Here is a 24,010-nt window from a genome sequence, read left to right as displayed (position 1 = left end):
CGCGCTAGCTGGCGCGGTGGGCGTCGTCACAAGCGCAACTGCCAATGCGGCAGAAGCGGAGACGAGAAGTAATCGGTACCAATGGGACATAAGGCATCACCTTTTCGAGACGGCTCGAAAACGCAGTCCGAGCCGGACGTCGTCAAACGGAATGCGCGCAACAGCGCGCTAGCAACCACCAAGGGAATGCGCGCAACAGCGCGCTAGCACCAAGAGGGGGTGGTCGAGAATTCAGATCAGATGAGGACGAAACGCGGCGGGCCGCGGCGGGATACGGAGTTCTCAGAGAATGCTGGGGGCGCGAACGGAGCACGCTCGATCGGGCACAGTCGGAACCATTCGCGGCGGACAACCGGCAGACTCGGATCCACCCAGAGGCTGCGCAGCCAGCAACCCACCTGCGCCACGATGCCGTAGGCGTATCGCAGCATCCGCGAACCCGAATAGAGCGCGGCGATGGTGACGACGCCAGCGACCGCGTGACCAACCCACATCGCGGGCGAGGCGTGGACGTGCTCTGCACCGCCCACGGCGAGCACTGCCTGGGCCATCCCGTGGTGATGGGCGCCGCCGCTGACCACCGGCTCGCCACCGCTTCCCAACACGAACAGGGAGTGGAACATCACCTGGCTCACCGCAACAGACAACGACATGCGAACCAGAGACACGCGCCGGCCTGCGACAGCCGTGCAAATCAAGAGCGAGATCGCGAAGGGGACAGCGATCCCCACCCAACCGGGCGGCACACCCCCGGCCGCGACATGAGACATCAACGCCGCGAACGTCGCAATGGCGGCCGCGAGCGCGCCACGACGGACTCGAGAGGCCCGTGATGCACGCATGCATCCATTGTGCTGGACGACAGGCCGGGGAGGGGACGGACAACAAGACCGGGTTCTGGCGCAACAACCAGTTAGCCAGTGAGTATGGTCTCGCTCAGTCGGTAAGAGGGTTGTCTAGAGTTCGCCGATCGCCTGCCCCAGCTGCAGGTACATGTCACTGACCGCAGCGTCGTCCACTTGGTACCGAACACGCTGCCCCTGCCGCACCTCGTCCATCGGTGGGTCCGAGATCAGCAAACCTGAAGTCATCAGAGCGGCGAGCGACTTCGCCACCGTTGGCACCGGAATCTCTAGCGCGCGGGAGATCTCAGCACGGGTGGCCGGACCGTTGGTCCGGAGGAAACCGATGATGCCCGCGCGCACCATGTTGCCAAGGGCTTTGATGGGGTCCTCCGCATGCTCGCTATGACGAGGGCGGGCGTATTTGGGCACCTGACCATTGTGGCGCACCGGCTGCGCGAGCACTCGGCAAACTGGGTAATTTAGTGATTCACATTGCGAGTGTATCGCTGTAGTATCCAGATATGTCAACCGTCGAGGCGAACAGAAACCAGCCACGAACTGGTCAAGGCGGCGGCATGTCCCCCATAAGCCCTACAGACAAGGGCCGATTGCAAGGGATATTCTGCGAATCGCGATTCGTATGCGCCCCGACATCCACGGCCAACGCCTCCTCGCTACTGGTACGCCGTAATCTGACACCTCACCCTTTCCGATTTTTTCGCACCTGCATAGGATGCCGGAAAGGCAGCTCGAGCTGGCCCCAACGTCGCGTCTCGCTCCACTGCTCACGATCAGCAGGGAGGGCAGCGCCATGACGACGCCGACGACACCACGCCGCTGGAGCGGCCTGCCTTGGGCAATCGCCGGAGGACTTGTCCTCGTTGCCGGCATCGCAGCGCTCGTGGCCATGGCGATCATCAACGGAACAACGCCCGATGCTGGACTGCCCAACCCACCCACCAGCACGACCACAAGCGCCACCCCGTCCGCCCAGCCAACCGTCGAGCCCACGGATACGTCGGTTGTCGATGAGAGCGTCACGGCGCAAGGTTGGACACCCGAGCCCATCACCCGCGACGAAGAGGTCTACATCCGTGGGGCGCTCTCGGCCGCCGCGACGTTCGACACGACCCGCGCGACACGTGACGAGTGGCTGGCCTATCTCGACACCTGGTTCACGCCCGACACTCGGTACACCTCACAAACAGACCGCCAACCCCAACTCGATCAGGCCCGCCTGGAACTTCGGCAATCCGTCGTTCTCCCCGAAGACATGTGGAACTCGCTGGCGGCCGAAGACGGCCGAGTCGAGGGAGCCGTGTTGGACGAGATCACCTACTCGCCCGTGCCCGAGAACCCTGCTGCGGACATGTTCATAGGGGAAGCAGACGTCGTACTCACTTTCACCTCGGTGACAGAGGGGGCGCAGGAGACGAGCTACGAGCAGACTGCGCGAGTCCGCGTGCAGGTGCTGTGCGGTGGCGAGTCAATCCCGGCCCCCGGCTCGGCGCAGCAGGTTGGCGATTGCAAGGTCGTCCGCTTCTTCGGCGCGGACGGCAGTTGACATGCCGCATCCCTCAGTCGTTGCCGCCGGTATCGTCGCGCGGTCAAAGACGTTGCGCCGTCTGGTTCTGCTCGCGGTGCTTGCGGTAGCCCTGGCGGGCGGGGCCATCGTCACTCCGCTCGTTGCGCTTCCCCTTGCCATCGCAGCGCACGGTGCACCCGCAGCGCAGCCCGGAACGATCGACGGAAGCACACCAGTCGTCGTCGGCGATTGGGGTTACCCCCTCGCGGGCGGCTACACAAAAGGACGCGGGTACGGCTTCCACCCAGTAAAGGGATGCTCGTACTGCCCCGCAGACCATAAGGGCTATGACATGTCGCAGGGATGCGGTGCGTCGATATTCGCTGCTGGTCCTGGCACCGTCACAACCGCCGGAAGCATGGGCCAGTTCGGCAACAGCGTTGTGATCGACCACGGCGACGGCATCGAAACGATCTACGCCCACCTCGAGTGGGGCTCGATCGCCGTCGAGAAAGCTGAGCAAGTGACGGCCGGCACACGCCTGGGAGCCGAAGGAACCACAGGCCTCTCCTGGGGATGCCACCTCCACTTCGAACTGCGCATCGACGGCGCCCGCCTCGACCCCGCTGCATTCATGGCCGCCCGCGGTCTTCCCCTCGCCTGACCAACAATCACCAAGGAGACCGGATGCCACTCAACGACCTACTCGTCCCGCTCGACGTGGACGTGCCCGAAATCCAACCCGACTTCTCGGCGCCCTTCTTTCAGGGCTTCCAAGTGATCGCGTCCTACATTCTCGCGGGCGCAATGATCGTTGTCTTCATCATGCTCGTCATCGCGGGCGCCGCCCTCGCGTTCCGCGGACTCGCCCCGGACCGCGTGCGGTCGTGGGCGGGCGAGAACATCGCCTGGATCTTCATCGCTGCCGCCATCCTGGGCGCCGCGAGCGGCCTGTTCGCCTGGTTCGTCAACTTCGACTTCGGATTCTGACCTCCATGCGTCGGCTCGGGATGTTTCTCCTCGGCGCGCTGCTCGCTGGCGCCGTTGTGGGCATCGCCGAGCCTGCACACGCAACAGACGAAACGAAGCCCACCATGCGGGTGGTCACGGCAACGCCCGTCACGGGTCAAACGTGGTCTGCGCCGGCGTTCCCGGTGACCTGCTCGAGAGAGACCGATCAGGTCAGTTGCACCCCCGAAAATGCCGCTGACATCAAAGCGCAGCGATGCTTCACGGGCGTGCTGGTCGCGGGCGAGAACGCGATGGTCTGCACGACCTACGAAGGACACCACCAGCAACTGAAGGATGCCGGCGGCAAAGAACTCACGGTCGGCTACGACTGCAGTGTGGGTGATCTCGTCTGCGTCAGCTTCGAGAACGCGGGCCGCGGGATGGCTCTGGCAACGACAGGCGGACTTTTCGTTCTCGCTTCGAATATACGGTTTGACACCTCAAGCACCCTGTGGGCAGCGGCTGTCGAGGAATGGTCCTTCTGGAACTGGGCCGTGCTCGCGGTCGTCTTCGCAGCAATGATCTGGGCAATCGCAGCGGCCATCGTCGCGCGGGACCGCGAGCAACTCGTCGGTGCAATCATCCGGTCCTTCATCGCGATCCCCGCCGTCCCGATCACTCTCTGGCTCACCGGGCATGTCGTCAACGCCGTGGACGACATGGCGATGTACATCCTGACCCGCGACGGAGACTTCGCCCTCATCTCCACTCTCCAGAGCGTGATGTGGGCAGGCGGTCACGCTAACTACTTCTTCGCATTCCTCATCCACGGCCTTCTGATGGTCGCGACCGTGCTTCTCACTCTGGTCTTCGCATTCCGAAACCTCGCCCTCGCCGTCCTCATCATGGTCGGGCCCGTCGCGTGGATGATCTTCCCGGTTCGCGGAATCGGACCGCAGTGGGTGGTTCGCTACCTCAGCGCGGTCGTCGTTCTGCTCCTCACCGGGCCACTCACGATCGGATTCCTCGCGTTGATCATCAACGGGCTTTCGACTGTTCGCACGATTTGGGACCCTCAATCTTGGCCTCTGCTCATCGGCCTCGTTCTGGTCGCGTTCGCGCCCTTTGCGGTCTTCGGCCTCTTCACTTTCACGGGTGCCGTGGCCGCTGACTCGTTGGGTTCACGACTCGGCGGTCAGGCCGGCCGCATGGGTGCCAACGCGGCGCGGAGCGCCTCGCGTCTTCCTTCTCGCCTCGGTAGTGCGCCAGCAGGTGTCTCGCCCGGATCGACCCGTGGCCGCGCTGGCATCACCGGCGCATCCGCCGCCACCCCGAAGAGCAGTGCCTCGCGGCCGACATCCGGACCAATCTCCCCCGCTGGTTCAGGTGCTTCCGGCTCGACCCCACCGAAGCCGGCGACAACGTCCGCTTCTTCCACGCCCCCGACGCCAGCCGCGTCTCGACCCGCGAGGAGCACACCGTGACTTCTACCACGACGGACCACGCACGCCCAGTCCGACTCCCCCGTCGTTCGCGCCAAGGGATCGTGCTCGGGCTCGACCCGTGGCAGATCGGATTCGTCGCCGCAGCCGCCCTTGTCCTGCTCATCGGTGTCAATGGGTTCGGTCCCGCGGGCATCCTGTACGCAGCACCCATCTATCTCCCCCTAGATGAGTGAGTCCGTTTGGCTGGGTCGGCGTGGATGCTGTTAATCGCAGGCGGAGGGTGTTAACCCCGGTGTGTGAAAACTGAACTCAACACCCTCCTGATCACACTCTACGTCCACCTCGATGACCGGATCCTGCCCGCGATCGGCTTCACCCGCGATCACCACCCGGGCCGCAAACCCGCCCTCAACGACGCGGAATTGCTCTGCCTGCTGGTCGCGCAACACCTGCTCGGGATCGCGTCGGATCGGAAATGGATCCGATACGCGCACGCTCACCTGAAGGGCATGTTCCCGAACCTGCCCGGCCAGTCCGGGTGGGGCAAACGCGTCCGCCAATCCACCGGGCTTCTCTCTGCGGTGATCACCGAGCTGGCCCGTGACACCCCGTCCTGGGGTGAGGTCACCCGGCTGGTGGACTCGACCCCGTTACCGTGCGGGAAATCGCGGGAGACCGTGAAACGCTCAGACCTCGCCGGGCACGCCGACTACGGATACTGCGCATCCCACTCCCGATACTTCTGGGGCTTCCGGCTCTATCTGATCTGCACTCCCGACGGAATGCCCGTGATCTGGGGACTCGCGAGCCCGAAGATCGGTGAACGCGAAGCCACCCAAGCGATGCTCGACCACGACAGACACCTCATCCAGCCTGGACAGGTCATCGTTGGCGACAAAGGCTTCGCTGGGAAGCAGTTCGAGGACTTCGTCACCAACGAACTCGGCGCGCACCTGATCCGCCCCGACCGCAAAGACGAGACCCCCAGGTTCGGGAAACTCGGCAGCATCCGACAATGGGTCGAGTCCGTGTTCGACACCCTCAAAGGCCAACTCACCCTCGAAGACCACGGCGGCAGAACCCCCGCAGGCGTCTACTCCCGCGTCGCCGCAAGACTCCTCGCCCTCGCCGCCGGCATCTGGCACAACTGGCTCACCAACGCCCCCGCCAAACGCTCCCTCATCGCCTACGACCACTGAACCAAACGGACTCACTCATCTAGGACTGGTCGCCGTGACGACCGTGCGGGGTATCTCCGCGCCCCGGATGCTGGGACTGTGGCTCTCGAAACAACTACGGCACTCCGCAGGCGCTACGACCCACGCCTACCGTCCAGAACGCGTCCAGCTCGAAGGAACACTCAACCTGCCCGGCACGCGCGCGTCCGTGCAGATGTGGGACGTCGACGGGCTCGCCTGCGTCTACAACCCGCACGACCGATCGGTGTCGGTAACGGCGGAACTCGAGGTGCAGGGATTCCTCATGAAGGACACCGCCGACCGCCACGACCTCGCACAACAGTGGGCTCAGGTACTCGCCACGTTCACACAGCGCGTAGGCGTCAAACGCGTGACGCTGCAAGAACGTACAACGCCCACCACGATCCGAGCGGGCCGCGAACACTTCGAGACGAGCGCGCATCGTGCGGGCATCGACGACGACGCAGACGTGACAACGAACTATCGGCGGGTGATGGATGCTTCGGAGCGCTTCGCCGTCGCCCACCGCAACTATCTGACGCTGACGTTTGACCTCGTCGCGCTCGGCCCGCAGGTTCGCGCGCTCGGTGGAGGCAAATCCGCGATCCAGGCACTAGCTCATGTCGAGGCCAGCAACATCTCCGACGCCCTACGCTCAGCCCGCATCACCGTACGACGGTGGCTATCGCCGAGAGACATCGCGAGCCTGGCTCGTACCGCGTTCGATCCGGAGTTTCTGTCCACGGTGCAGAACCGTGACGCCGAGAACACCGGTGTCGCATTGAACGCAATCGGTCCGATGTACCTCGAAGAGCCGCGCGGCAAGAACGGCGTCGTCATCACAGACTCGGGAATTCACACCACGATGTGGGTACATGAATGGCCTCGGTCCGATGCCGCGGTGGGGTTCATCTCGCCTCTCGTCTTCGCGCGTCATCCCGTGACTGGCGAAGCCGTGACGCACATCTTCTCTATCGTTTTGACCCCGGTGCCCGTGAACAAAGCGCTCAAGCGCATCCGCGAAGAGAAGAAGGTCTGGCGGGGCAACGAAAGGTTGCGCGCCAAGCGTGGCGCTGACGGCTCCGCCGCTGACGAAGCGGATTGGCTCGCCCTCGAGAAGCAGGAGGACGAACTCGTCGCTGGTCACGGCGAGTTCCGCTATGGCGCCTACCTGACCGTGACGGCAGACGACGAGAATGCTCTCGAACAATCGATCGCAGGCGCCCGCAACGCACTTTCGCGGGCAGGCATGGAGGCACAGATCCTCTACTGCCAGCAGGCCGAGGCTCTCCTCGTGAACGCGCTGCCGCTCGGGCTGGGGATGAAGTAATGGCCCGCCGAACCTTCGTCGTCTCCCCCGCCGGTCAGACGCGTGCCGAGCGCCGAGCGGTGCAGCGCGAGATCGCCGCACGAATGCAGGAATCGCAGCCGACCAGAACTTCAAAACGGGACCGCGCGCTACCGGAGCCAGCGGTACCAGGTCCCTTCGGTCCGGGACTCACCGAAGGGGGCTACTGGAATCTGTCCACTCCCGCGGTCCCGGCCCACCAGGCAACGTCCCAGCACCTCGCTGGAATCTATCCCTTTGTCGCGGACGCGGGATTGGGACACCGCGGCCCGATTGTCGGCGTCGACCTCAATGCGGACGCGCTCTGGCACTTCTCACCATGGGAGGCCTACGCCGATCCCACCGAGCGCGGATCTTTCTCTACCAACGTCTTGGTGCTGGGGTCGTACCGGTCGGGCAAGAGTTCAACGATCAAGTCACTAATCACCCGCTCCATCCCTTTCGGACACCAAGCTGTGGTCCCCTCAGATCCGAAAGGCGAATGGGTGGTCGTTGCCGAGGCTGTCGCAGGCACCGTCATCAGGCTTGGCGGAGCGACAGGCGCGCGACTTAATCCGCTCGATCGCGGCCCTCGGCGCACGGGAAGCAGTGATGAGCAGCACGAGCAGATGGTGCGCCAGCGCCGCATCGCGACGCTGGTCTCACTCGTCGAGATGGCGGTCGGCGGCGCCAAGCTGTCTGCGGTCGAACACGCGTGCATCCACCTCGCTCTCGAACGCGCGATCACGGCCACGGGCGACGAGCCGACGCTTCGGGAGGTGTACCGTCAGCTCGCCCGGATCGGTGCGGGCGAACTCTCCGACGAGCCTGAGCTCAGCGCCGCAGCCTCACAACCTCGATTCGTGTTGCGCCGCTTCGTGGAAGGCGACCTATCAGGTCTGTTCGAGGATGAATCCACCGTGCAGTTCGACGATGCATCTCCGCTCGTCGTCGTCGACACCTCCGAACTGTTCGCCCGTGGCGACCTCGTCGCGCAGCTCACCCAGGTATGCACAACCTCGTGGGTTCAGGCAGTCATCTCCGATCGCGACGCGAAACGCACGCGGTACGTCGTCCGTGAAGAAGGCTGGCGCGACATGACCTCGCTCGCTGCTCTCCAGATGTACCAGCAGTGGCTCAAGCTCTCACGCCACTACGGCATCAGCAACATCGTCATCCTGCACAAGATGGGCGACCTTGACGCTGTGGGCGATGCCGACTCGCAGGAACGAAATCTCGCCTACTCGATTGTGGGAGACATCGAGAACAAGTTCGTCTTCCGCGTCAACCACCAAGAACACGCGAGCCTGCGAGACCGTCTCCAGATGCCGACCGCGCACGTGGACATGGCTCGACAACTCCGGAAAGGCGAGTTCCTGGCCTACGTCGGCCAGTACTCCTACCTCGTCGACTGCTTCGCCACATCCACCGAGTGGGAGTACGACCTGTTCAAGACGGACGATGCCATGCTCCCCGTCGCCGAACTCGCCGGACCCGACGAGCTGATAGTGCCGATACCGCTAGATGACGTCTGGCCGACCGAAGACGGCACCGACCTCGCCGGTTGGCTGACTACCGATAAGGAGACAGGATGACCATCGCCACCAGACCGCTCGTCTTCGCCAACGTGAGCGGCGATACCGCGGAGTTCATATCTATCGATGGAAACACCGAGAGCATTCACGCGGCTCCGGCAGAAGACATCCGTGCATCGATCGTCCGTCGCGCGATCGCCGAAGCGCAGGTAGCGGACTCGGAGCTTGAACTGGTCACCTCCGGCGACCGCGGCGATCATCGCCTACTCATCCATACAGATGGCAGCGTAGAGGGGGTCAACGTGGGCGAACCCGTCGAGGAATCCGCCGAGGATGCGACTGATGTCGCGACCGGCGGCGATGTTGCGAGCGATAGCGAACACCCCACTACGCGCCGCGCTGCTCGCACAGAACGCCGGTCCTTCATCACCATCAACGAGGAGACCGAGACCTCTCCGTCAACCGGATGGCGAGCTGTCCTCGCCCGTCTCGGCATCACCGTTCGTCCCTCTGCAGAGGACCTGCGGCGCGAGGCCGACCAGCGAGCGGTCGCCCAACATTGGGCCGGATGCCGCACGATAGCGGTCGCCAACGGCAAAGGCGGCGTCGGCAAGACGATGACCACCGCGATGCTCTCCGCCGTTTTCGCCCGCTACGGCGGCGGTCCCGTGCTCGCATGGGACAACAACGACACACGAGGGACCCTCGGCTGGCGCACCGAAAGCGGACGCTACGACTCGACCGTGCAAGACCTGCTGCCCGCCGCCGACTGGCTACTCTCGCCCGACGCACCAATCTCTGACATCGCCAACTACGTCCACCACCAGACGCAAGACCGGTACGACGTGCTGCGTTCCAACCCCGAGCTTCTCGCCGCCCGGCAGCGAATCGAAAGCACCGAGTTCGATCTGCTCATGCGCGTCGCCGCGCGGTACTTCCGGATGGTCGTTTTCGACTCTGGTAACGACGAGTCCGCCGAGCGCTGGCTCAGGATGGTCGACGCCTCCTACCAACTCGTCATCCCCACGATCGCGGCACGAGAGTCAGCGGAATCGGCTGCCCTGCTACTCGAAGCGCTCTCGGGTCGCGATGACCACTCGGCAGAGCTCGCACGAAACGCCGTCGTGGTAGTCACGCTTTCGGAGCGTGCAACCGCGTCTGAGATTCGGCCCATCGTCGATGGATTCAGCGACCTCGTCCGCGCTGTACACGTCATCCCGTTCGACCCTGCACTCAAATCCGGACCGCTGCGCTTCGACGCACTTCGCCCCGCAACTCAACGCGCATGGGTGCGCACGGCCGCGTCGGTCGCGGAGCAGCTGTAGAGAACAGGCATCCACTCATGGTGAGCGACGGCATTTGGCCCAAGATCGCGGCGATCGGCATCGCCGCCGTCATCCTGCTCAACATCGGATTAGCGTTCGCTGCCGAGGCAGTCACACATATCTTCTGCGGCGCGCGACCGACTCCCACCGGTTTCTTGTCGGGGTTGTGGCTTGCAATTTCCGGCGATACGGGGGCGTACACGATCGACGGATGCGCCCTGCCGGTGCCGGCGATCAGAGTCGCGGATCTCGCGCTGGTGCTTGTACTCGCGTTCCTGTTGGCATGGGGCGGCGTCGCGTACTCGCGATACCGGCAGTCGGATCGCTACTTCATCAACGATCTGCAGAGTCGACCCGGATTCGCCCCCGCATCCGAGATCCGGAGGCACCTCTCCGCGCGGGCTGTTCTGCGCCGCGCCCCGCAGTTGCGACCCGAAATCGCCCAGCCCAGCCCCGTAGACGTGGGCTGGCGGGTCGGTTCATCTCGAGGCATGGACGTCTACGTGTCTATCGAAGATTCCGTCGCGCTCGAGGGTCCGCCCCGCTCGGGCAAGGGATACCGCGTCCTCATCTCCGCGATCCTCGACTGGTCGGGTCCGCTGATCACCACCTCAACGACGAACGATAACCTCACCGCCACGATGAAGATGCGTCAGCGCCGCGGTGCCGTCAGCGTCTTCGACCCTCAGGGCCTGTCGGGCATTCGTGAAGCCATGAGAATCAGCCCTTTCGCGGGATGTGAAGACCCGCTCGTGGCTCTCCAGCGTGGTTCGGCGATCATCACAGGCACCGCACTCGGAGCGTCAACGACGAACGGTGAATGGGCCCAGGCATCCACCATTGTCCTCTCCCGCCTGCTCCACGCCGGGGCGGTCGGCGGACGGTCAATCGCCGACCTCTACGACTGGGGCACGAGCCCATCCCTCGCACGGTCGGCCGTCGAAGTCCTGCGGTCCGACGGAGCGCCCGGGTGGGGCGACAGCTTGGAAGCCCTTGTCTCGGGTGACGAGCGACTCGTGTCATCAACGTGGTTCGGCGTGCAGAATGCCGTCGCACCGTTGGCGGTGCCGCAGATTCGTGAAGCACTCTCTCCGCGATCCGACGATCTGCGCTTCGATGCCGACGAGTTCCTGACCGGCGAAAACACGCTGTACTTGATCGGCTCATCGTCGGGGTCCGCCGCGATGGGCGGGTTTCTCGGTGCCCTTCTCGACGATGTTGTCGAAGTGGCCCGGCGCAAAGCGCTCGCATCCCCCAGTTCGCGACTCGCACAACCTCTCGGTTTGATCCTCGACGAGATCGCCAACATGTTCCGGTGGGCGAACCTGCCACGCACGATGGCCGACGGCGGCGGTCGCGGCATCTGCACCTTCGTCGTGTTGCAGGCACTCTCCCAAGCAGAAACCGCGTGGTCACGGGCCGAGGCAGACACGATCTGGTCCGCCGCAACAGCCAAGATCCTTCTCGGTGGCGCAGCGCAAGTCGACCACCTGCGCGACATCGAAGCGATCCTGGGCTCACGGGAACGCCGCCGCACCCAGCTATCCTGGAGCAGCAGCCAAGCCGGCGTGAACACGAGCGAGCAGCACGACCGACTGCCCCTCATGACAGTGGACGAGATTCGACGGATGCCTCAGACCGTCGGCCTCCTCGCCTACCGCAACCGCCGAGGCGTGCTCCTCGACCTCGCCGGATGGGACAAGCGCACTGACGCGCGAGCGGTCAGCGCCGGCAAGCGCGAAACGGAACGTGAACAACGCGCCGTGTTTGCCGAGGACCTCGCGCGAGCGACGGGACCCGCCGCGAACGAGACCCCGGAACCATGAGCAACATCCGGAAACCCCGCCGCATCAACTCCTACCGCCGTGGGTATCTGCGCTCACCCGCTTGGTTCGCCCGTCGCGACCAGTGGTTCAGAGACGAACAGCGCCGAACGGGCACCGTCGCCTGCGCAGCATGCCTTGTTGACGGCACCGCCCGAACGCTGGAACTGCACCATCTCGACTACTCCGGCGTCGAGCGCACCGATGGCGGCTGGCGCGCGCAGGAAGCGCACTCGGACCTCGTCGCTGTTCACCCCTACTGCCACGAACTGCTGCATCGACTGCTCGACCGCGACAGGGTGTTGGCGCATCATCGTGACCGACGGACTGCATCCCTCTCGGCACTTCTTCACCTGCGACGCAAGTTGCGCGCGATGGGAGGCGCGGCGTGAGCGATGAGACCGACGCGGCATACGAGGCGATGCTCGCCGCCGAACTCGCCGAATGGGATCCGGACGACCGACGCGGAAGCTCGGCGCCCCTAGGTGCCGCTGTCGTTGATTGGAAGGAGCTACCCGACGCGCAGGCGGCCGACGCGTGGCGAGCCCTGCGCGACTGGGTCGAGTGGCTGACGATCCGATACGACATCCCCGTGACCAGCATCCCGGACTGCTGGTGGAAACACGGAGCGCTCGTGGAGGAACTCTCCGCACTGCACACCGCCCATCGTGCGTCGTTCGATGCAAGCGACAGCGGTTACGGGCCCGTCGGGTGGCACGAGCGGCTCGCGCAGGCGCGCGGCCGCTGGCGGCAGGCCTACGCGGGCGGCTGTACTCACGGGCACCAGCCGCAAAAGCCTCGCTCATGGTCGTCCGCGACCGACGAGCAGGAATGGGATGCGTGGACACGCCAGTCTCACGCGCCATGACGCACCGACCGGTGCATGACAGAAAGGAACGAACACCATGTCCACACGAATACCGGTCACCATCGAGGGCAACCTCACTGGTGACCCCGAGCGCGGCACCGCCGACAACGGCACCGACTACGCGCGGTTCAGCGTCGCGGTCAACGACCGTCGCCGCAACGAGCAGAGCGGGGAGTGGGAAGACGCGGGCTCGGTCTTCCACCGCGTCGTCGTCTTCAACAGCCAAGCACGGCACGTCGCCGACTCGCTGCGTAAGGGTGATGCCGTGCTCGTTGCTGGCGACCTGCGGTTCTCCACCTATACCGATCGCGAAAGCGGCGCGACCCGAGAAGCGCGGGACATCGTCGCGGACAACGTCGGAGCGTCGCTGAAGTTCGCCGGCGTCGAGGTCGAGCGATCCCCTAAAGCTAACGGCCCCGTAGCTCACGCTCCGGGGCCGGAAGCCACACCGGTTTCGCACACCGGCGCAGGGTTCGCTCGCTGACCATCCGCAAAGACAGAGCGGGCGGGAGTTACGTTACTCCCGCCCGCTACTGCATGTCACGGATGGGGGTTCGTGACGACTTCCATGAGTCGTACCATTTAGAACATATGTTCGATGGGAGGAATCGTGGGCACGAATCGTCGATATGCCGCCCAGATCGACGAGCGCATGAACCAGAAGATCCTCGACCAGCTCGCGGCAAGATATCCGATTCAGGCACTCACCGAGCGCGAGCTACGCTTCGACCTCTACCCGGTGACCACCGATCCTCAACCACGGCGCGTGCGCGCCTGGGTCCGATTCGGCGCGATCGCCTCGCAGATCGAAGGAGATGCGGTCGCCTGGACGCCTCGGGCCGTGCAGGTCAAGTTTCTGTTGGACGGCAAAGATCAACGCGTTTGGGTCTGGGCATCGGCCGTCGACCGCGTGGAGTGATCCCGTCCGCCGCGGCGAGCATCTCGTGCCGTGAGCTTGGCTAGTCGTTAGCTCAGTGAGGGTCCGCCGTGAGTCGGCACCGACGAGACGATCGGGTCGGACTTCATGATCTGCGGCCTTGTGCCCTGCTCGATACCTTCCCGCAGCGTGGTCGCTGCCCGGCCAAGCTCGAGCCACGCCGCCTGCCGGCTTTCTTCCATCGTGGGTTCAATGGAATGGCGCATCATCCTGTCCGCTACATCTTCGGATGCGTCCCTATCGGTCGCGAGGGCAATCACGGAGTTCACCGCTCGGCCTCTTGTCATTCCGACGTACATGCCAGCCGCGTCGACACCTGGACCAACGATCGCGGCGTCCGTACTCTCGCCTTGGACGCCATGGACCGTTGACGCGTAGGCGAGGTGCACGTGCTCAGCGACATAGTCGAGAGGGACAAGTCGAGTATCGCCAGAGTCAGTAACACTCACGAGCCGGACTCCTTCCGGCTCGATGCGACCAACGGTCCACATCGAGCGATTTTCAACTCCCAGGCCCTTGTCGTTCCGTCGCGTCTGGACAATATCGCCCTCCAACAACCACTGATCATCCCTGCCAATGACGGCGCGCGCCGAGTCGAGTTCCCCCTGGTGCACCCGTCGCTGTTGGATAGCTTCGTTGATCGTCTGAGCTTCGGCGTTCCTCGCTGTCACGAGCGCCACGCGCCTTCCTGCGGACGCCCAGGCGAAGTACTCGTCAATCATGATCCGCTCCGCCTCCCCCTCGTTCGCGGCGCGACGGATTAGCCCGCGGGCATCCAGCTCACGCGCGACATCGAGGGCGTCATCCTTCGTCCGTGGCTCGCGCATGCGGAGCGTCAGCGCGGCATAGGTGGGATCGCGGAAGCGATGTACCGCGGTGAGTTCGACGGCTGCGGTCGAGCGTCGCACCATGATGGCCATGGCACCCGAGTGTCCGACGGGGCGAGCTTGTAGATGGTCACCGACCATCGCGATTCCGGCGCCGGTCTGAGCGGCGACGGATGCGAGTGCGTTCGCTACGCGTAAGTCGACCATGCCGGCCTCATCTACGACGATCCGATCGCCGGCCGTCATACGGAATCGGCGGGGCCCGCCGTAGACCTGCCCCGTCGCGTCCGTGTCGCCCACAGCGAGTTGCCGCCATTGCTCAGCGCCTGCGGCGTCGGTATGCCAGCGCCATCCGTAGTCGAGCAGCAGAGCGTGCAAGCTCGATGCACTTGCACCGATCTCGTGGGCGGCCACACTCGCGGCCTTCTTCGTCGGCGCGACTACGAGCATGGACCTGCGCTGCCGCTCGAGGGCTCTCTTTGCCGACACGAGCATGGTCGTCTTGCCAGTGCCGGCGGGACCGGTGACCGCAACCAGCCGATCCGTTCCGGCGATCGCCGAGGCAGCGTGGAGTTGACCCGTGTCGAGCTCACGTCCTTCGGGTAGAACGGTCGTCGATATGTCTCGGACGACTTCGAGCGGAACCCTCGCGCCCTGCTCGGAGAGGCCCTCGAACTGGTCGGCGAGGTCGGTCTTGAGAGCAGCCGTCGTAACCGCCATGAAGCCCTTCACGTGGGACGGGACAGCTGCACGGTCATCCAGCAGATCCACAACGTCGCGAACGGCTCGCGCGACGACATCGTCGATCACGTGCTCAAGCAGTTGGCGGTCAGCGATGACGCCGGATGCTGCCACCGCGCGCATCGCGCCCGCACGAACATCGAACAGGCTGAACCGCCCACCACAACTCGCAGACCGATTGTCCGCATCCACCACCGCCATGCGCGCGAGCAGATCTCGGTCGAGGTCTGCGATCACGACGTGGTGCGGCTCAGCAGGCGGCCGAAAGCCGAGCAGCGCGGGATCGAGCGAGGCAAGCTCGTCGCGGACGCGCTGCTCCCAGTCATCCTCATCAATGTCGTCGGGTTTGTTCGGGCGTCCTTGCGCCCACGCCCACCGATCGATGGCTGCGACAACGTCGTGGGATGGCTCCTGTCCTGGGTGCGCGGCGCGCCACTCCGCAGTCTTCACCTGCCGGTTCGTCTCGATCTGGTTCGATCGGCGCGACATCGGCCTCACGGCATGAGCGAGCTGAGCGATCTCGCCGTGCTCATCGAGCGTGTATCCGTGGCGGGCGAGCGCGGCGATCCAAGCGGGGTCGGTTCGTGCGGCGATCTCACCCTCTGCGTTGATGACCGTGTGTAGCTTCATCGCGACCCGCGAGTCGACATTCGACCACTTTCCGTCCATCCCCTCCACCTTGACGTTCAGCCACAGGTGGCGGTGGATATGCGGGTCGAGTGCCCGCGACCGCCGGTGGCGCAACTCGACGACTTCGATGCGATGCAGATCCTCGCGGATGCTGCCGCCCGCCCCCCGCCGCGCATTGAGTTCAAGCTGCCAGGTCGTGACGATGCGGTCACGAAGGCGGTCCTGCAGCGCCTCAAACTCGATTGCGAGCTCGGGATGAATCAGTGACGCGAGGCTGAACGACTTCGGTGCGTTGATCGTCCCGTCGAGTACGAGATCAGCGTCGGGCGACTGGAGGTCACGTCCCCGCCGCTCCCCCGTCGCGGGGTCTTCGCCATTCACCCACCTACGAAGCCAGGTCTGGTCGAGAGTGTCCTCGCGGATCTGTCCGGCCTCGACAGCGAGTCGGGTTACAGATGCCGCGGAGGAGTACCCGGCGAGCGCGCCAGCGCCGCGCGGCGCAACGAGATGCGAGTCACACGTGCCCTCGAATGCGTAGGCGACCGCCTGTCGAACTCCGCCGGAGTCGACGCCCCGCTTCCAGCGCTCGAGCCCACCTCTCATGACGCAAGGCTATGTGAATATGTTAAATCGCGACAGCGTTACACAGAAAGTGCCTGCGTGCATCGCTGTTCTTGGCAGTTGTCTTGATCGCTGTTCTTGTAGCTGTCTTGCTTCGTTGGCTTGTCGCCGCCATGGTCGCACATTCGATTACCGATGTTCGGTAGGTCCCGAGGTGGCGAGGCGGGACGAAGGTCAGCACATTAGAGCGCGTATTTCCGACGGTCGCGCTGTGCCGACTCTGCGGTCTAGCGGACGGAGGCCTCTGCACAGTCGACTAGCAGCCCTCCCGTTCCGAATAGGGCCGCTTGCGTGGGATTCCTTGCGGGCACCCCATACGCACGCCGTACTCCGCGCGATCGCGTGTCCTGGCTGTGCCGCAGGAGCGTTCCGTATGACGATCCCCATGCGGACACTCTTTTCACCTCACACTCGCGTGATCAACATCGTCGTTGTCGCCGGTTTGAAGGTACCCAGCGTGCCCGGGTGGTGGCGAGCGCCCTGAGCAAGCCTGTGCAGCCACACGGTCGGACTGGGCCGCCCCCTTCAGCCGGTCCGGGCGGTGTGTGCGTCGTCGGTTTCGATTTGATGCGTGCATTGCCGAGCGCAGTCGAGGGGTGCGAGGTAGCCGACGGATGAGTGGCGGCGATCGTGGTCGTATTCGGTCTTCCAGTCGCCGATCACGACCTGCGCGTGCAGCAGCGAGTAGAAGCTGTTGATGTTGAGACACTCGTCGTGGATCCTGCTGTTGAACGACTCGACGTACCCGTTGTGCCAGGGCGAGGCGGGCGGGATGTAGCTGAGGCCGGTGCGGGTGCCGGCCCAGTCGGCCGTCGCGTCGCTGATGAACTCCGGACCGTTGTCCGACCTGAGCACGGCTGGGGCGCCGCGCACGGCAACGAGGTCTTCGAGGTGGGCGGTGAGCCGGTCGGCGGTGATCGACCGTTCGACGAGCCCACCGATGCATTCGCGGGTGTGCTCGTCAACGATGGAGCAGATCTTGATTGGTCGTCCCTGTTCGTCCGCGTCGAACTGGAAGTCCACCGCCCACACCACGTTCGGCGCGTCCGCCGTCGGCGTCGACCCTCGAGGATCCGACGCGTTTGCGCCGCCGCCGCTGGGAGACGCGGAGGCCTTCCTCACGCCAGAACTACTGCGGATGCTATTGATTGATCAGTCCGGACGGACTGCGGGACCGTCGCGGCGTGAAGGCCTGCGCGACGTAGTCGTCGACGCGAGCCGGCCGTCGATCTAGCCGAAAGAGCGCGACGTCGAGCGCCTCGGCAGAGGCGGTTCCGGGCGCCGACGACGTCTTCTTCCGCAGCACGGGGCGCACCCCGACCTCGGGTGGATCGTCGGCGAGGAATGCCTCCCATTCTTCGACGGCAGCTGCCCGAGCAGCGGCTTGTCGGCGAACGAGACCAAGCGCCCAGACTAGCCCCGGCCGCCGACACGGTCGCGGTGGGGGACTGCGGCTCGGCTGAGCCGTGCTCACCGGTCATCGCGTGCCTCAGCGCAGGACGGGCTCACTCGCGCCGAGCAACGACAGCTCCTCGCGAAACGGCATGCCCTCCCAGTCGCCCGCCGTCTCGCAGGCGAAAGCCCCCGCACGAACGGCGGTGGCCAGTCGCGTACGCGGGTCCTCGCCCGCGAGGAACTCAGCGAGATACCCGGCCACAAACGCGTCGCCGGCGCCGACCGAGTCGACGACGTTCGCAGGAACGGCCGCGACCGTGAACTCCTCGTCGTCGATGGCCGCGAAACACCCGCGCGCGCCCAGCTTGATCACCACCTGACGCGGCCCCAACTCGCGGATGGCACGAGCGAGCTCGACCTCACCCGTGCCATCGACGATGATCCGCGCTTCCTCGTCGCCCGCGAAGACCAGGTCCGATGCTGCAGCGAGCGCTGCGAGGGTTTCACAGGCTTGGTCCTGGGACCACAGCCGCGAGCGGAAATTGATATCGAACGACACGGGCACCCCCGCCGTCTTCGCGCGGAAGACCGCCTCGAATGTCGCGTCCCTGGCCGTGGCCGAGAGTGCGGGCGTGATGCCGGTGACGTGGAGGAGCGCCGAGCGCTCGATGAGGCCTTCGGGGATGTCCCCGGGCGCGAGCCTGCTTCCTGCGCTCTGCGCCCGGTAGTACCAGACACGCAAGGCACTCTCGCTGCGTCGTTCCTTGATCATCAGGCCGGTCTGTGCAGGATCCCGGATCGCGATGACCTCGAGCCCCTCTGCGCGCAGCTCCCGCTCGACCAGGTCTCCAACACTGTCGTCACCCCGCCGCCCGACCCACGTGGTATGGACCCCAAGCCGCCGAAGTGCGATGGCCACATTGCTCTCGGCGCCCCCGATGCCCAGGCGAGCGGTGCCCGCGTGCGCGAGCGGTCCCGGGTTGGTCGAAACGAACAGGCCCATCGTCTCGCCGAACGTCACCACGCCGCCGGTGCGAGGGGCGGCGGACGTGCCCGCGGCACTCACACGGGCCTCCGCCCCGACGCAACAAACGCGGTACAGCGGTGACGGATCTCGTCGAAATCGCCCTGGGCGATCAGCGCGCGCGGTGCGATCCAGCTCGAGCTGACCGCAAACACCGACGATTTCGAGAGGTACTCCGCCGCGTTGAACTGATCCACTCCACCGCTCGGCATGAACGTCACCCCCGCGAACGGACCGGCGAGAGCGTCGATCACCGCCGTCCCGCCGAGCTGCTGAGCCGGGAACAGCTTCATGCGCGCGATGCCTGCACGGGCGGCCCGCTGAACTTCCGTCGCTGTAGCCACACCCGGAATGTAAGGCGTCCCGGCCGCCACAGCCGCGGCGAGCACATACATGTCCAGCCCTGGACTCACCAGGAACCGTGCCCCGGCGTCGACCGCGAGCGCCACATCGTCCGCGGACAAGACCGTTCCAGCTCCAACCGTGAAGCTGTCGCGTCGCGCGAGCGCCCGGATTACATCGAACGCCGCTGGGGTGCGCAGCGTGACCTCCGCGCAGCGGATGCCTCCCGCGATGAGCGCGTCGGCGAGAGGATCGGCGTGCGCGGCGTCGTCGATGACCACGATCGGGATGATCTCGCCGAGAGCGGTGTCGATACTCATCGCCCGAGCCAGCCGCCATCGACGGGCAGGGTCACCCCGTTCACGTAGTCGGATGCCGGTGCGGCCAAGAACACTGCCGCACCCTGCAGATCGGACGGCTTGCCCCATCGCGCGGCGGGGATGCGCGACAAGATCTCCGCACTGCGCTCGACGTCAGCGCGCAACGCAGCCGTATTGTTAGTCGCGATGTAACCCGGCGCGATCGCGTTCACGTTCACGCCCCGGGCGGCCCACTCGTTCGCGAGCGCCTTGGTCAGTCCGGCGATCCCCGACTTCGCCGCGGTATAGCCCGGAACGAAGACGCCCCCTTGGAAGCTCAGCAGCGACGCCGTGAAGATGATCTTCCCCCGGGCGCGCGCCAGCATGAGCTCTCCAATCGCCCGTGTTAGCACGAACTGTGACGTGAGATTCACGGCGATTACCTCATCCCAGTACTCATCGCTGTGCTCGACGGCGGGTTGGCGGCGGATGGTGCCCGCGTTATTCACGAGGATGTCGACTTCGTCGGCGCGCAGTTCCTCGAGCACCCGGTAGACGCTTGCTCGATCCGAGAAATCGGCCGTATACGACTCGAACGCCTGGCCGGTCTCACGTACCCGCCTGGCCGCCTCGCTTTCCGGGCCCTGCATGTTTGTGCTGACGCACGCGATGTCAGCTCCGGCAGTCGCGAGCGCGCAGGCGATCTCCAGCCCGATGCCCCGGTTCCCGCCCGTGACGACGGCACGCTTCCCACTGAGGTCGAACAGTTCGATCTGAGTCGCGTGCATGTCACACCCCTTCCGATGCCTGGCAGTCGATGAGGATCTTCATCGCTTTGCCCGATTCAAGAGCCTCGAAAGCCTCCATAGTGTTCTCGAGGGGAACAACCCGCGAGACGATCGCGTCGACCGGAACCGTTCCCTCAGAAATCAGCTGAATGGCTTGGACGAAGTCGTCACGTGTGTAGACACGTGCGCCGAGGATCTCGAGTTCGCGCCAGAACACGCGCGGCAGGTCGAGTGGTTGAGCATGCGCGTGGATGCCAACGACCACCACTCTGCCTCGTACACGGGAGAGCGAGGTGGCCACCAGAATGCCGTGCGCGGATCCCGAGACCTCGAACACGACATCCGCCCCGTCGCCGTCGCTCCACCTCTCCACCCATTCCACCTGATCGACATCGAGTGGATTGATCGTGGAGAACCCGAGTGCCGCGATGTTCGCCTGCCTCTCACGATCCACTTCGATCACGAGAACCTCGGCTCCGAGGTCGCGTGCTACTACCCCGATCAATGCGCCGATCGGCCCGCCGCCGATGATCACGGCCCGCTCGCCTGCCGTGAGCCGCGAGCGAGTGACATCGTGGACGGCCACGGCTACGGGCTCGACCAGCGCGGCATCGCGAAGTGAGATTCCGGCGGGCAAGGGGATGACCAGGTTCGCCGGCACGTTCCACCTGGTTTGCATCGCACCAGGTGAGTCAATGCCGACGAACTCGAGATTTTGGCATACATGGTTGTGGCCGTCACGGCAGGCACGACACTCACCGCACCACGCGAGGGGCATGACCGTTACGCCATCACCGAGCTCGAAACCGTCGACCCCCTCACCCACCGCCGACACGTTGCCGCTCATCTCGTGACCAATGACAGTGGGCGACCTATGGTCCATATGACCGCGCAGGATGTGCAGATCGGTCCCACAGATGCCCGTGTACGCGACCGCGAGCTGCACCTCTCCGGCACCCGGCTCCGTCGGCTCGCTCGGGCGTATGTCTATCGCGCCATGTCCCACATACGTGACAGTCGTCATCTCATTCCCCTCGCCCGTCCAGGGCCGCGCCTGCTCCCTCTGACGCATCGGAGGCCGGCCACTTGTACGGCCACTCCATCTCGCCGAGCATGTACTTCTCGACGTTGAATACGCCGTTCGTTGTGTCTTCGAGCGACTTCGGCCCATCGAAACCGACCACGTCCCAGCCCACGCGATTGCGGTTTCCGCCGTAGACAGGGTCGCCGTAGTACCCCTGTCGTGTGTGCAGCAGGAGGGCAGAGAAGAAGTCAGACCCGTTGTCTGACGCCCCACGATCGGATGCCGCTGCCCCCGCCGGGACCCAGGCGACCTCGTCGCCGAGCACCGTGGACTCAGGTTTCGGCGCGCCCGAAAGCGCCACGAGCACCTCGTCTTGCTGCTGTTCGTCGAGCGCGACGAACTCGACTCCGTATGCCTCGCGGCTGAGGCGATCGAGCTCGCGTACCCCCTCGTGGTACGTCGCTTGAAGCTCGGCGATCCTCCCCCGCCACGCGTCGGCCTCCTTGCCGCTCATCGCGAGGAAGCCCGACCCGTCAGCAGAGGCGTAAATGTAATCAATGCCCGACAGGTACCTGTCGATGAAGAGCGTAACCCCGGCCTCCTTCGCTCCCGCATCGTGATCCGTGGGCATGACCCGCGCCGTCGCAGCCTCGATCGTGTCCCACTCGTGATCGCTGAAGAACAGCCTCTCAGTGGAATCCGGGTCAATGGGCGGGATGTCGTTGCTCCACGCAGCCTTGCTGGCAGGATGCACCTCGTCACTTGGCAGGCGGCCGCCGTCCAAGGGCACATAGGGGCGCGCACGTCCGGCAGCGCGGTCGGCGCGGCGCCGTCCGATGCCGGGCGTGGCGGCAATGTGCTCGGCACAGCGCCATGCGTTCGCCATCATCAGCGGCGTGGGGTTGACTCCGGTCGACGTCGGGAACCCGCTGCCGTCGAGCACGAACAGGTTGTCGACATCGTGTGCCTGGCCCCAGCCGTTGAGCACCGATTTCGACGGGTCCGTGCCCATACGGGCCGTACCGTGCTGGTGAGTCGTGGTACCGGGAATCATGTCGGCGAGACCGACGGTGTGGATGCGCGAGGCACCCGCGGCCTCAAGGATCTCGGCATTCTTGGCCACCTGCCAGTTCGCCATCGCGATGTCGTTCGGGTGGCTGGTGTAGGTGATACGTGGAACAGGTATGCCCCACGCGTCTTGAACGTCGGGGTCGAGATCGACCCGGTTCGTGTGCCGCGGCATGTCGTGCAGGATCATCCCGATCTTCATCGCGTAGTTGAAGTAGTCGCGGTCCGCGTTCTTCATGGCCTGACCCCACAATGGGCGGTCGGGCATCGACCAGTTGATGGGCTGCAACGTCCCAGACGCCGTGATGAACGATCCGTTGATGTGCCCTCGTGACGCGTCCGATTCGTAGAACTGGAACGATCCCCCGTTCAGGTAATAGCCAGTCCAGCCGTACAGAGGGTCGTTCACCAAGTTGTCGAATAGGCCCGTGGCGTAGCAATACTCGTGGAACGTCGCATTGCGACCGACAAGGCCGCTGCTGTTTGCAAGACCGTCCGGAAACAGTGTCGACGTCGACAGCAGCAGCAAGCGCGCGGACTCGATCGCGGTCGAGCACAACACGACGATCTCGGCTTCTTGCTCGACCTCGCGACCCTCGGGATCAAGGTAGGTGACACTCTTCGCGCGCCCGTCCCGACCCACGTTCACCCGCGTCACGTAACTGTCGGCCCGCAACTCATAGAGGCCTGTGGCGAGCGCTTCGGGAATGAAGCTCGTAAGCGTCGTCGATTTGCTCAGCCCCGGGTCACCATAAAGGTTCCAGAAACCCGTGCACTGCGCGGGCGGGCGTCCGTTGTGCTCGCGCGTCACGAGACCTTGCGGTACAGGTGCGGCGTCGATACCGAGGCGGTCACACGCCTCGTAGAACTTCCGTCCGAACGCCGTGACGGGCGGCGGGGGCGTGGGATATGGGCGACTGCGGCGCACCTCATATGGGCTCTCACGATCGAGACCGCTCGTGCCGAACGCCCACTCGACCTTCGTGAGGTAGGGCTCGATATCGTCATAGGTGAACGGCCAGTCCGCGAGACTGGCGCCCTCGACCTCGCCGTGAATGGTCAATTGCCGGAAGTCGGAGGGACGGGGGCGCGGCATCCACGCATTCCAGTGCACCGTCCCGCCACCTACCTGCTGCGGGAGTGGAGAGAACGGAAAAATCTCGGCCTTAGTGTTCTCGTCCGGGCGACGGGTCCTCGGCTTGATACGCACATCGGGGTGCAGGTAGTTGCGTCCGAGGTACTTGATCTCGTCGAACGAGAAGTCCTTCGGCGTCAACCACGGGCCGCGCTCGAGGCCGACCACGGACAGCCCCTTCTCGGTGAGCACCTTTGCCACCGTTCCGCCCGTCGCACCAGCCCCGACGATCACCACGTCAACCTTCTCCGGCTTCCGCGCATACCGTGATGTTCTACTCATTGTTGTTTCTCCCTACTATTTGAGCCGTTGATGCATGCTTCGAAGATGGTTCCG

The 24,010-nt window shown here is 64.9% G+C and carries 22 protein-coding genes and 1 pseudogene; 13 read left to right on the top strand and 10 right to left on the bottom strand.

The features are described 5' to 3' along the window. Positions 1-236: 236 nt before the first annotated feature. Together ACXZ1E_RS10390 and ACXZ1E_RS10385 are read right to left on the bottom strand one after the other, a co-directional pair. Positions 237-842, bottom strand: a complete 606-nt coding sequence (locus tag ACXZ1E_RS10390) for a hypothetical protein (protein WP_458040437.1) — start codon at positions 840-842, stop codon at positions 237-239. A 114-nt stretch (positions 843-956) separates the two neighbouring features. Then, entirely contained in the window at positions 957-1,307 is a 351-nt protein-coding gene (locus ACXZ1E_RS10385) for an ArsR/SmtB family transcription factor (RefSeq protein WP_458040436.1), read from the bottom strand. Positions 1,308-1,656: 349 nt separating this feature from the next. Between ACXZ1E_RS10385 and ACXZ1E_RS10380 the strand changes: the two genes are divergently transcribed. The 10 genes from ACXZ1E_RS10380 (at position 1,657) to ACXZ1E_RS10335 (ending at position 11,978) form a co-directional block, all read left to right on the top strand. Continuing rightward, positions 1,657-2,409, top strand: a complete 753-nt coding sequence (locus ACXZ1E_RS10380) for a hypothetical protein (protein ID WP_458040435.1) — start codon at positions 1,657-1,659, stop codon at positions 2,407-2,409. Between the two features lies 1 nt (position 2,410). Then, positions 2,411-3,034 (top strand): M23 family metallopeptidase, encoded by a 624-nt coding sequence (locus ACXZ1E_RS10375; protein WP_458040434.1) that lies wholly within the window; start codon positions 2,411-2,413, stop codon positions 3,032-3,034. A gap of 23 nt (positions 3,035-3,057) precedes the next feature. After that, on the top strand, positions 3,058-3,360 hold the full coding sequence (locus ACXZ1E_RS10370) for a hypothetical protein (RefSeq protein WP_458040433.1): 303 nt from the start codon (positions 3,058-3,060) through the stop codon (positions 3,358-3,360). Between the two features lie 5 nt (positions 3,361-3,365). After that, the gene (locus ACXZ1E_RS10365) at positions 3,366-4,805 is read left to right on the top strand and encodes a hypothetical protein (RefSeq protein WP_458040432.1); all 1,440 of its coding nucleotides are present in this window, start codon (positions 3,366-3,368) and stop codon (positions 4,803-4,805) included. After that, positions 4,802-4,999 (top strand): hypothetical protein, encoded by a 198-nt coding sequence (locus tag ACXZ1E_RS10360; RefSeq protein ID WP_458040431.1) that lies wholly within the window; start codon positions 4,802-4,804, stop codon positions 4,997-4,999. Before ACXZ1E_RS10365 ends, ACXZ1E_RS10360 begins: the two co-directional genes overlap by 4 nt. Before the next feature lie 63 nt (positions 5,000-5,062). Then, positions 5,063-5,965, top strand: a complete 903-nt coding sequence (locus ACXZ1E_RS10355; RefSeq protein WP_458040430.1) for an IS982 family transposase — start codon at positions 5,063-5,065, stop codon at positions 5,963-5,965. Positions 5,966-5,990: 25 nt separating this feature from the next. After that, positions 5,991-7,295: an SCO6880 family protein gene (locus ACXZ1E_RS10350; RefSeq protein ID WP_458042915.1), complete on the top strand. Its 1,305-nt coding sequence runs from the start codon at positions 5,991-5,993 to the stop codon at positions 7,293-7,295. Beyond that, positions 7,295-8,887, top strand: a complete 1,593-nt coding sequence (locus tag ACXZ1E_RS10345; RefSeq protein WP_458040429.1) for a hypothetical protein — start codon at positions 7,295-7,297, stop codon at positions 8,885-8,887. Before ACXZ1E_RS10350 ends, ACXZ1E_RS10345 begins: the two co-directional genes overlap by 1 nt. Further along, complete coding sequence (locus tag ACXZ1E_RS10340; protein WP_458040428.1) at positions 8,884-10,152, top strand: AAA family ATPase; 1,269 nt, start codon at positions 8,884-8,886, stop codon at positions 10,150-10,152. Before ACXZ1E_RS10345 ends, ACXZ1E_RS10340 begins: the two co-directional genes overlap by 4 nt. A 20-nt stretch (positions 10,153-10,172) precedes the next feature. Beyond that, positions 10,173-11,978, top strand: coding sequence for a type IV secretory system conjugative DNA transfer family protein (locus ACXZ1E_RS10335; RefSeq protein WP_458351943.1), 1,806 nt, complete (start codon positions 10,173-10,175; stop codon positions 11,976-11,978). A 53-nt stretch (positions 11,979-12,031) separates the two neighbouring features. Here the strand turns inward: ACXZ1E_RS10335 and ACXZ1E_RS10330 are convergent, their stop codons facing one another. Continuing rightward, the gene (locus ACXZ1E_RS10330) at positions 12,032-12,286 is read right to left on the bottom strand and encodes a hypothetical protein (RefSeq protein ID WP_458040426.1); all 255 of its coding nucleotides are present in this window, start codon (positions 12,284-12,286) and stop codon (positions 12,032-12,034) included. 77 nt (positions 12,287-12,363) lie between these two features. On the opposite strand from ACXZ1E_RS10330, the gene ACXZ1E_RS10325 reads away from it, so the two are divergent. The 3 genes from ACXZ1E_RS10325 (at position 12,364) to ACXZ1E_RS10315 (ending at position 13,762) form a co-directional block, all read left to right on the top strand. Further along, on the top strand, positions 12,364-12,843 hold the full coding sequence (locus ACXZ1E_RS10325) for a hypothetical protein (protein WP_458040425.1): 480 nt from the start codon (positions 12,364-12,366) through the stop codon (positions 12,841-12,843). 37 nt (positions 12,844-12,880) lie between these two features. Further along, positions 12,881-13,327, top strand: a complete 447-nt coding sequence (locus tag ACXZ1E_RS10320) for a single-stranded DNA-binding protein (RefSeq protein ID WP_458040424.1) — start codon at positions 12,881-12,883, stop codon at positions 13,325-13,327. Positions 13,328-13,441: 114 nt separating this feature from the next. After that, positions 13,442-13,762: a hypothetical protein gene (locus ACXZ1E_RS10315; RefSeq protein WP_458040423.1), complete on the top strand. Its 321-nt coding sequence runs from the start codon at positions 13,442-13,444 to the stop codon at positions 13,760-13,762. A gap of 47 nt (positions 13,763-13,809) precedes the next feature. Here ACXZ1E_RS10315 and ACXZ1E_RS10310 read toward each other — a convergent pair whose 3' ends face one another. The 7 genes and pseudogenes from ACXZ1E_RS10310 to ACXZ1E_RS10280 form a co-directional block, all read right to left on the bottom strand. Further along, positions 13,810-16,581, bottom strand: coding sequence for an AAA family ATPase (locus ACXZ1E_RS10310; protein ID WP_458040422.1), 2,772 nt, complete (start codon positions 16,579-16,581; stop codon positions 13,810-13,812). 543 nt (positions 16,582-17,124) lie between these two features. Then, positions 17,125-17,725, bottom strand: a pseudogene (locus ACXZ1E_RS10305) (integrase core domain-containing protein); the annotation flags it as partial. A gap of 363 nt (positions 17,726-18,088) precedes the next feature. Then, the gene (locus tag ACXZ1E_RS10300; protein WP_458040421.1) at positions 18,089-19,060 is read right to left on the bottom strand and encodes a sugar kinase; all 972 of its coding nucleotides are present in this window, start codon (positions 19,058-19,060) and stop codon (positions 18,089-18,091) included. Then, a complete protein-coding gene (locus ACXZ1E_RS10295) occupies positions 19,057-19,680 on the bottom strand; it encodes a bifunctional 4-hydroxy-2-oxoglutarate aldolase/2-dehydro-3-deoxy-phosphogluconate aldolase (protein ID WP_458040420.1) in 624 nt (207 codons plus the stop codon). Before ACXZ1E_RS10295 ends, ACXZ1E_RS10300 begins: the two co-directional genes overlap by 4 nt. Then, positions 19,677-20,447, bottom strand: coding sequence for an SDR family oxidoreductase (locus ACXZ1E_RS10290; protein ID WP_458040419.1), 771 nt, complete (start codon positions 20,445-20,447; stop codon positions 19,677-19,679). Before ACXZ1E_RS10290 ends, ACXZ1E_RS10295 begins: the two co-directional genes overlap by 4 nt. A gap of 1 nt (position 20,448) precedes the next feature. Continuing rightward, on the bottom strand, positions 20,449-21,471 hold the full coding sequence (locus tag ACXZ1E_RS10285) for a zinc-dependent alcohol dehydrogenase (protein WP_458040418.1): 1,023 nt from the start codon (positions 21,469-21,471) through the stop codon (positions 20,449-20,451). 1 nt (position 21,472) lies between these two features. Next, positions 21,473-23,956 carry a gluconate 2-dehydrogenase subunit 3 family protein gene (locus ACXZ1E_RS10280; protein WP_458040417.1) on the bottom strand — a complete coding sequence of 828 codons (2,484 nt, stop codon included), beginning with the start codon at positions 23,954-23,956 and terminating at the stop codon, positions 21,473-21,475. Positions 23,957-24,010 lie beyond the last annotated feature (54 nt).

It is taken from the genome of Pacificispira sp. HM-600 (assembly GCF_977993705.1).
Note: the sequence above shows the minus strand (reverse complement) of the source record. Positions and strands in the feature narration are given on the sequence as shown.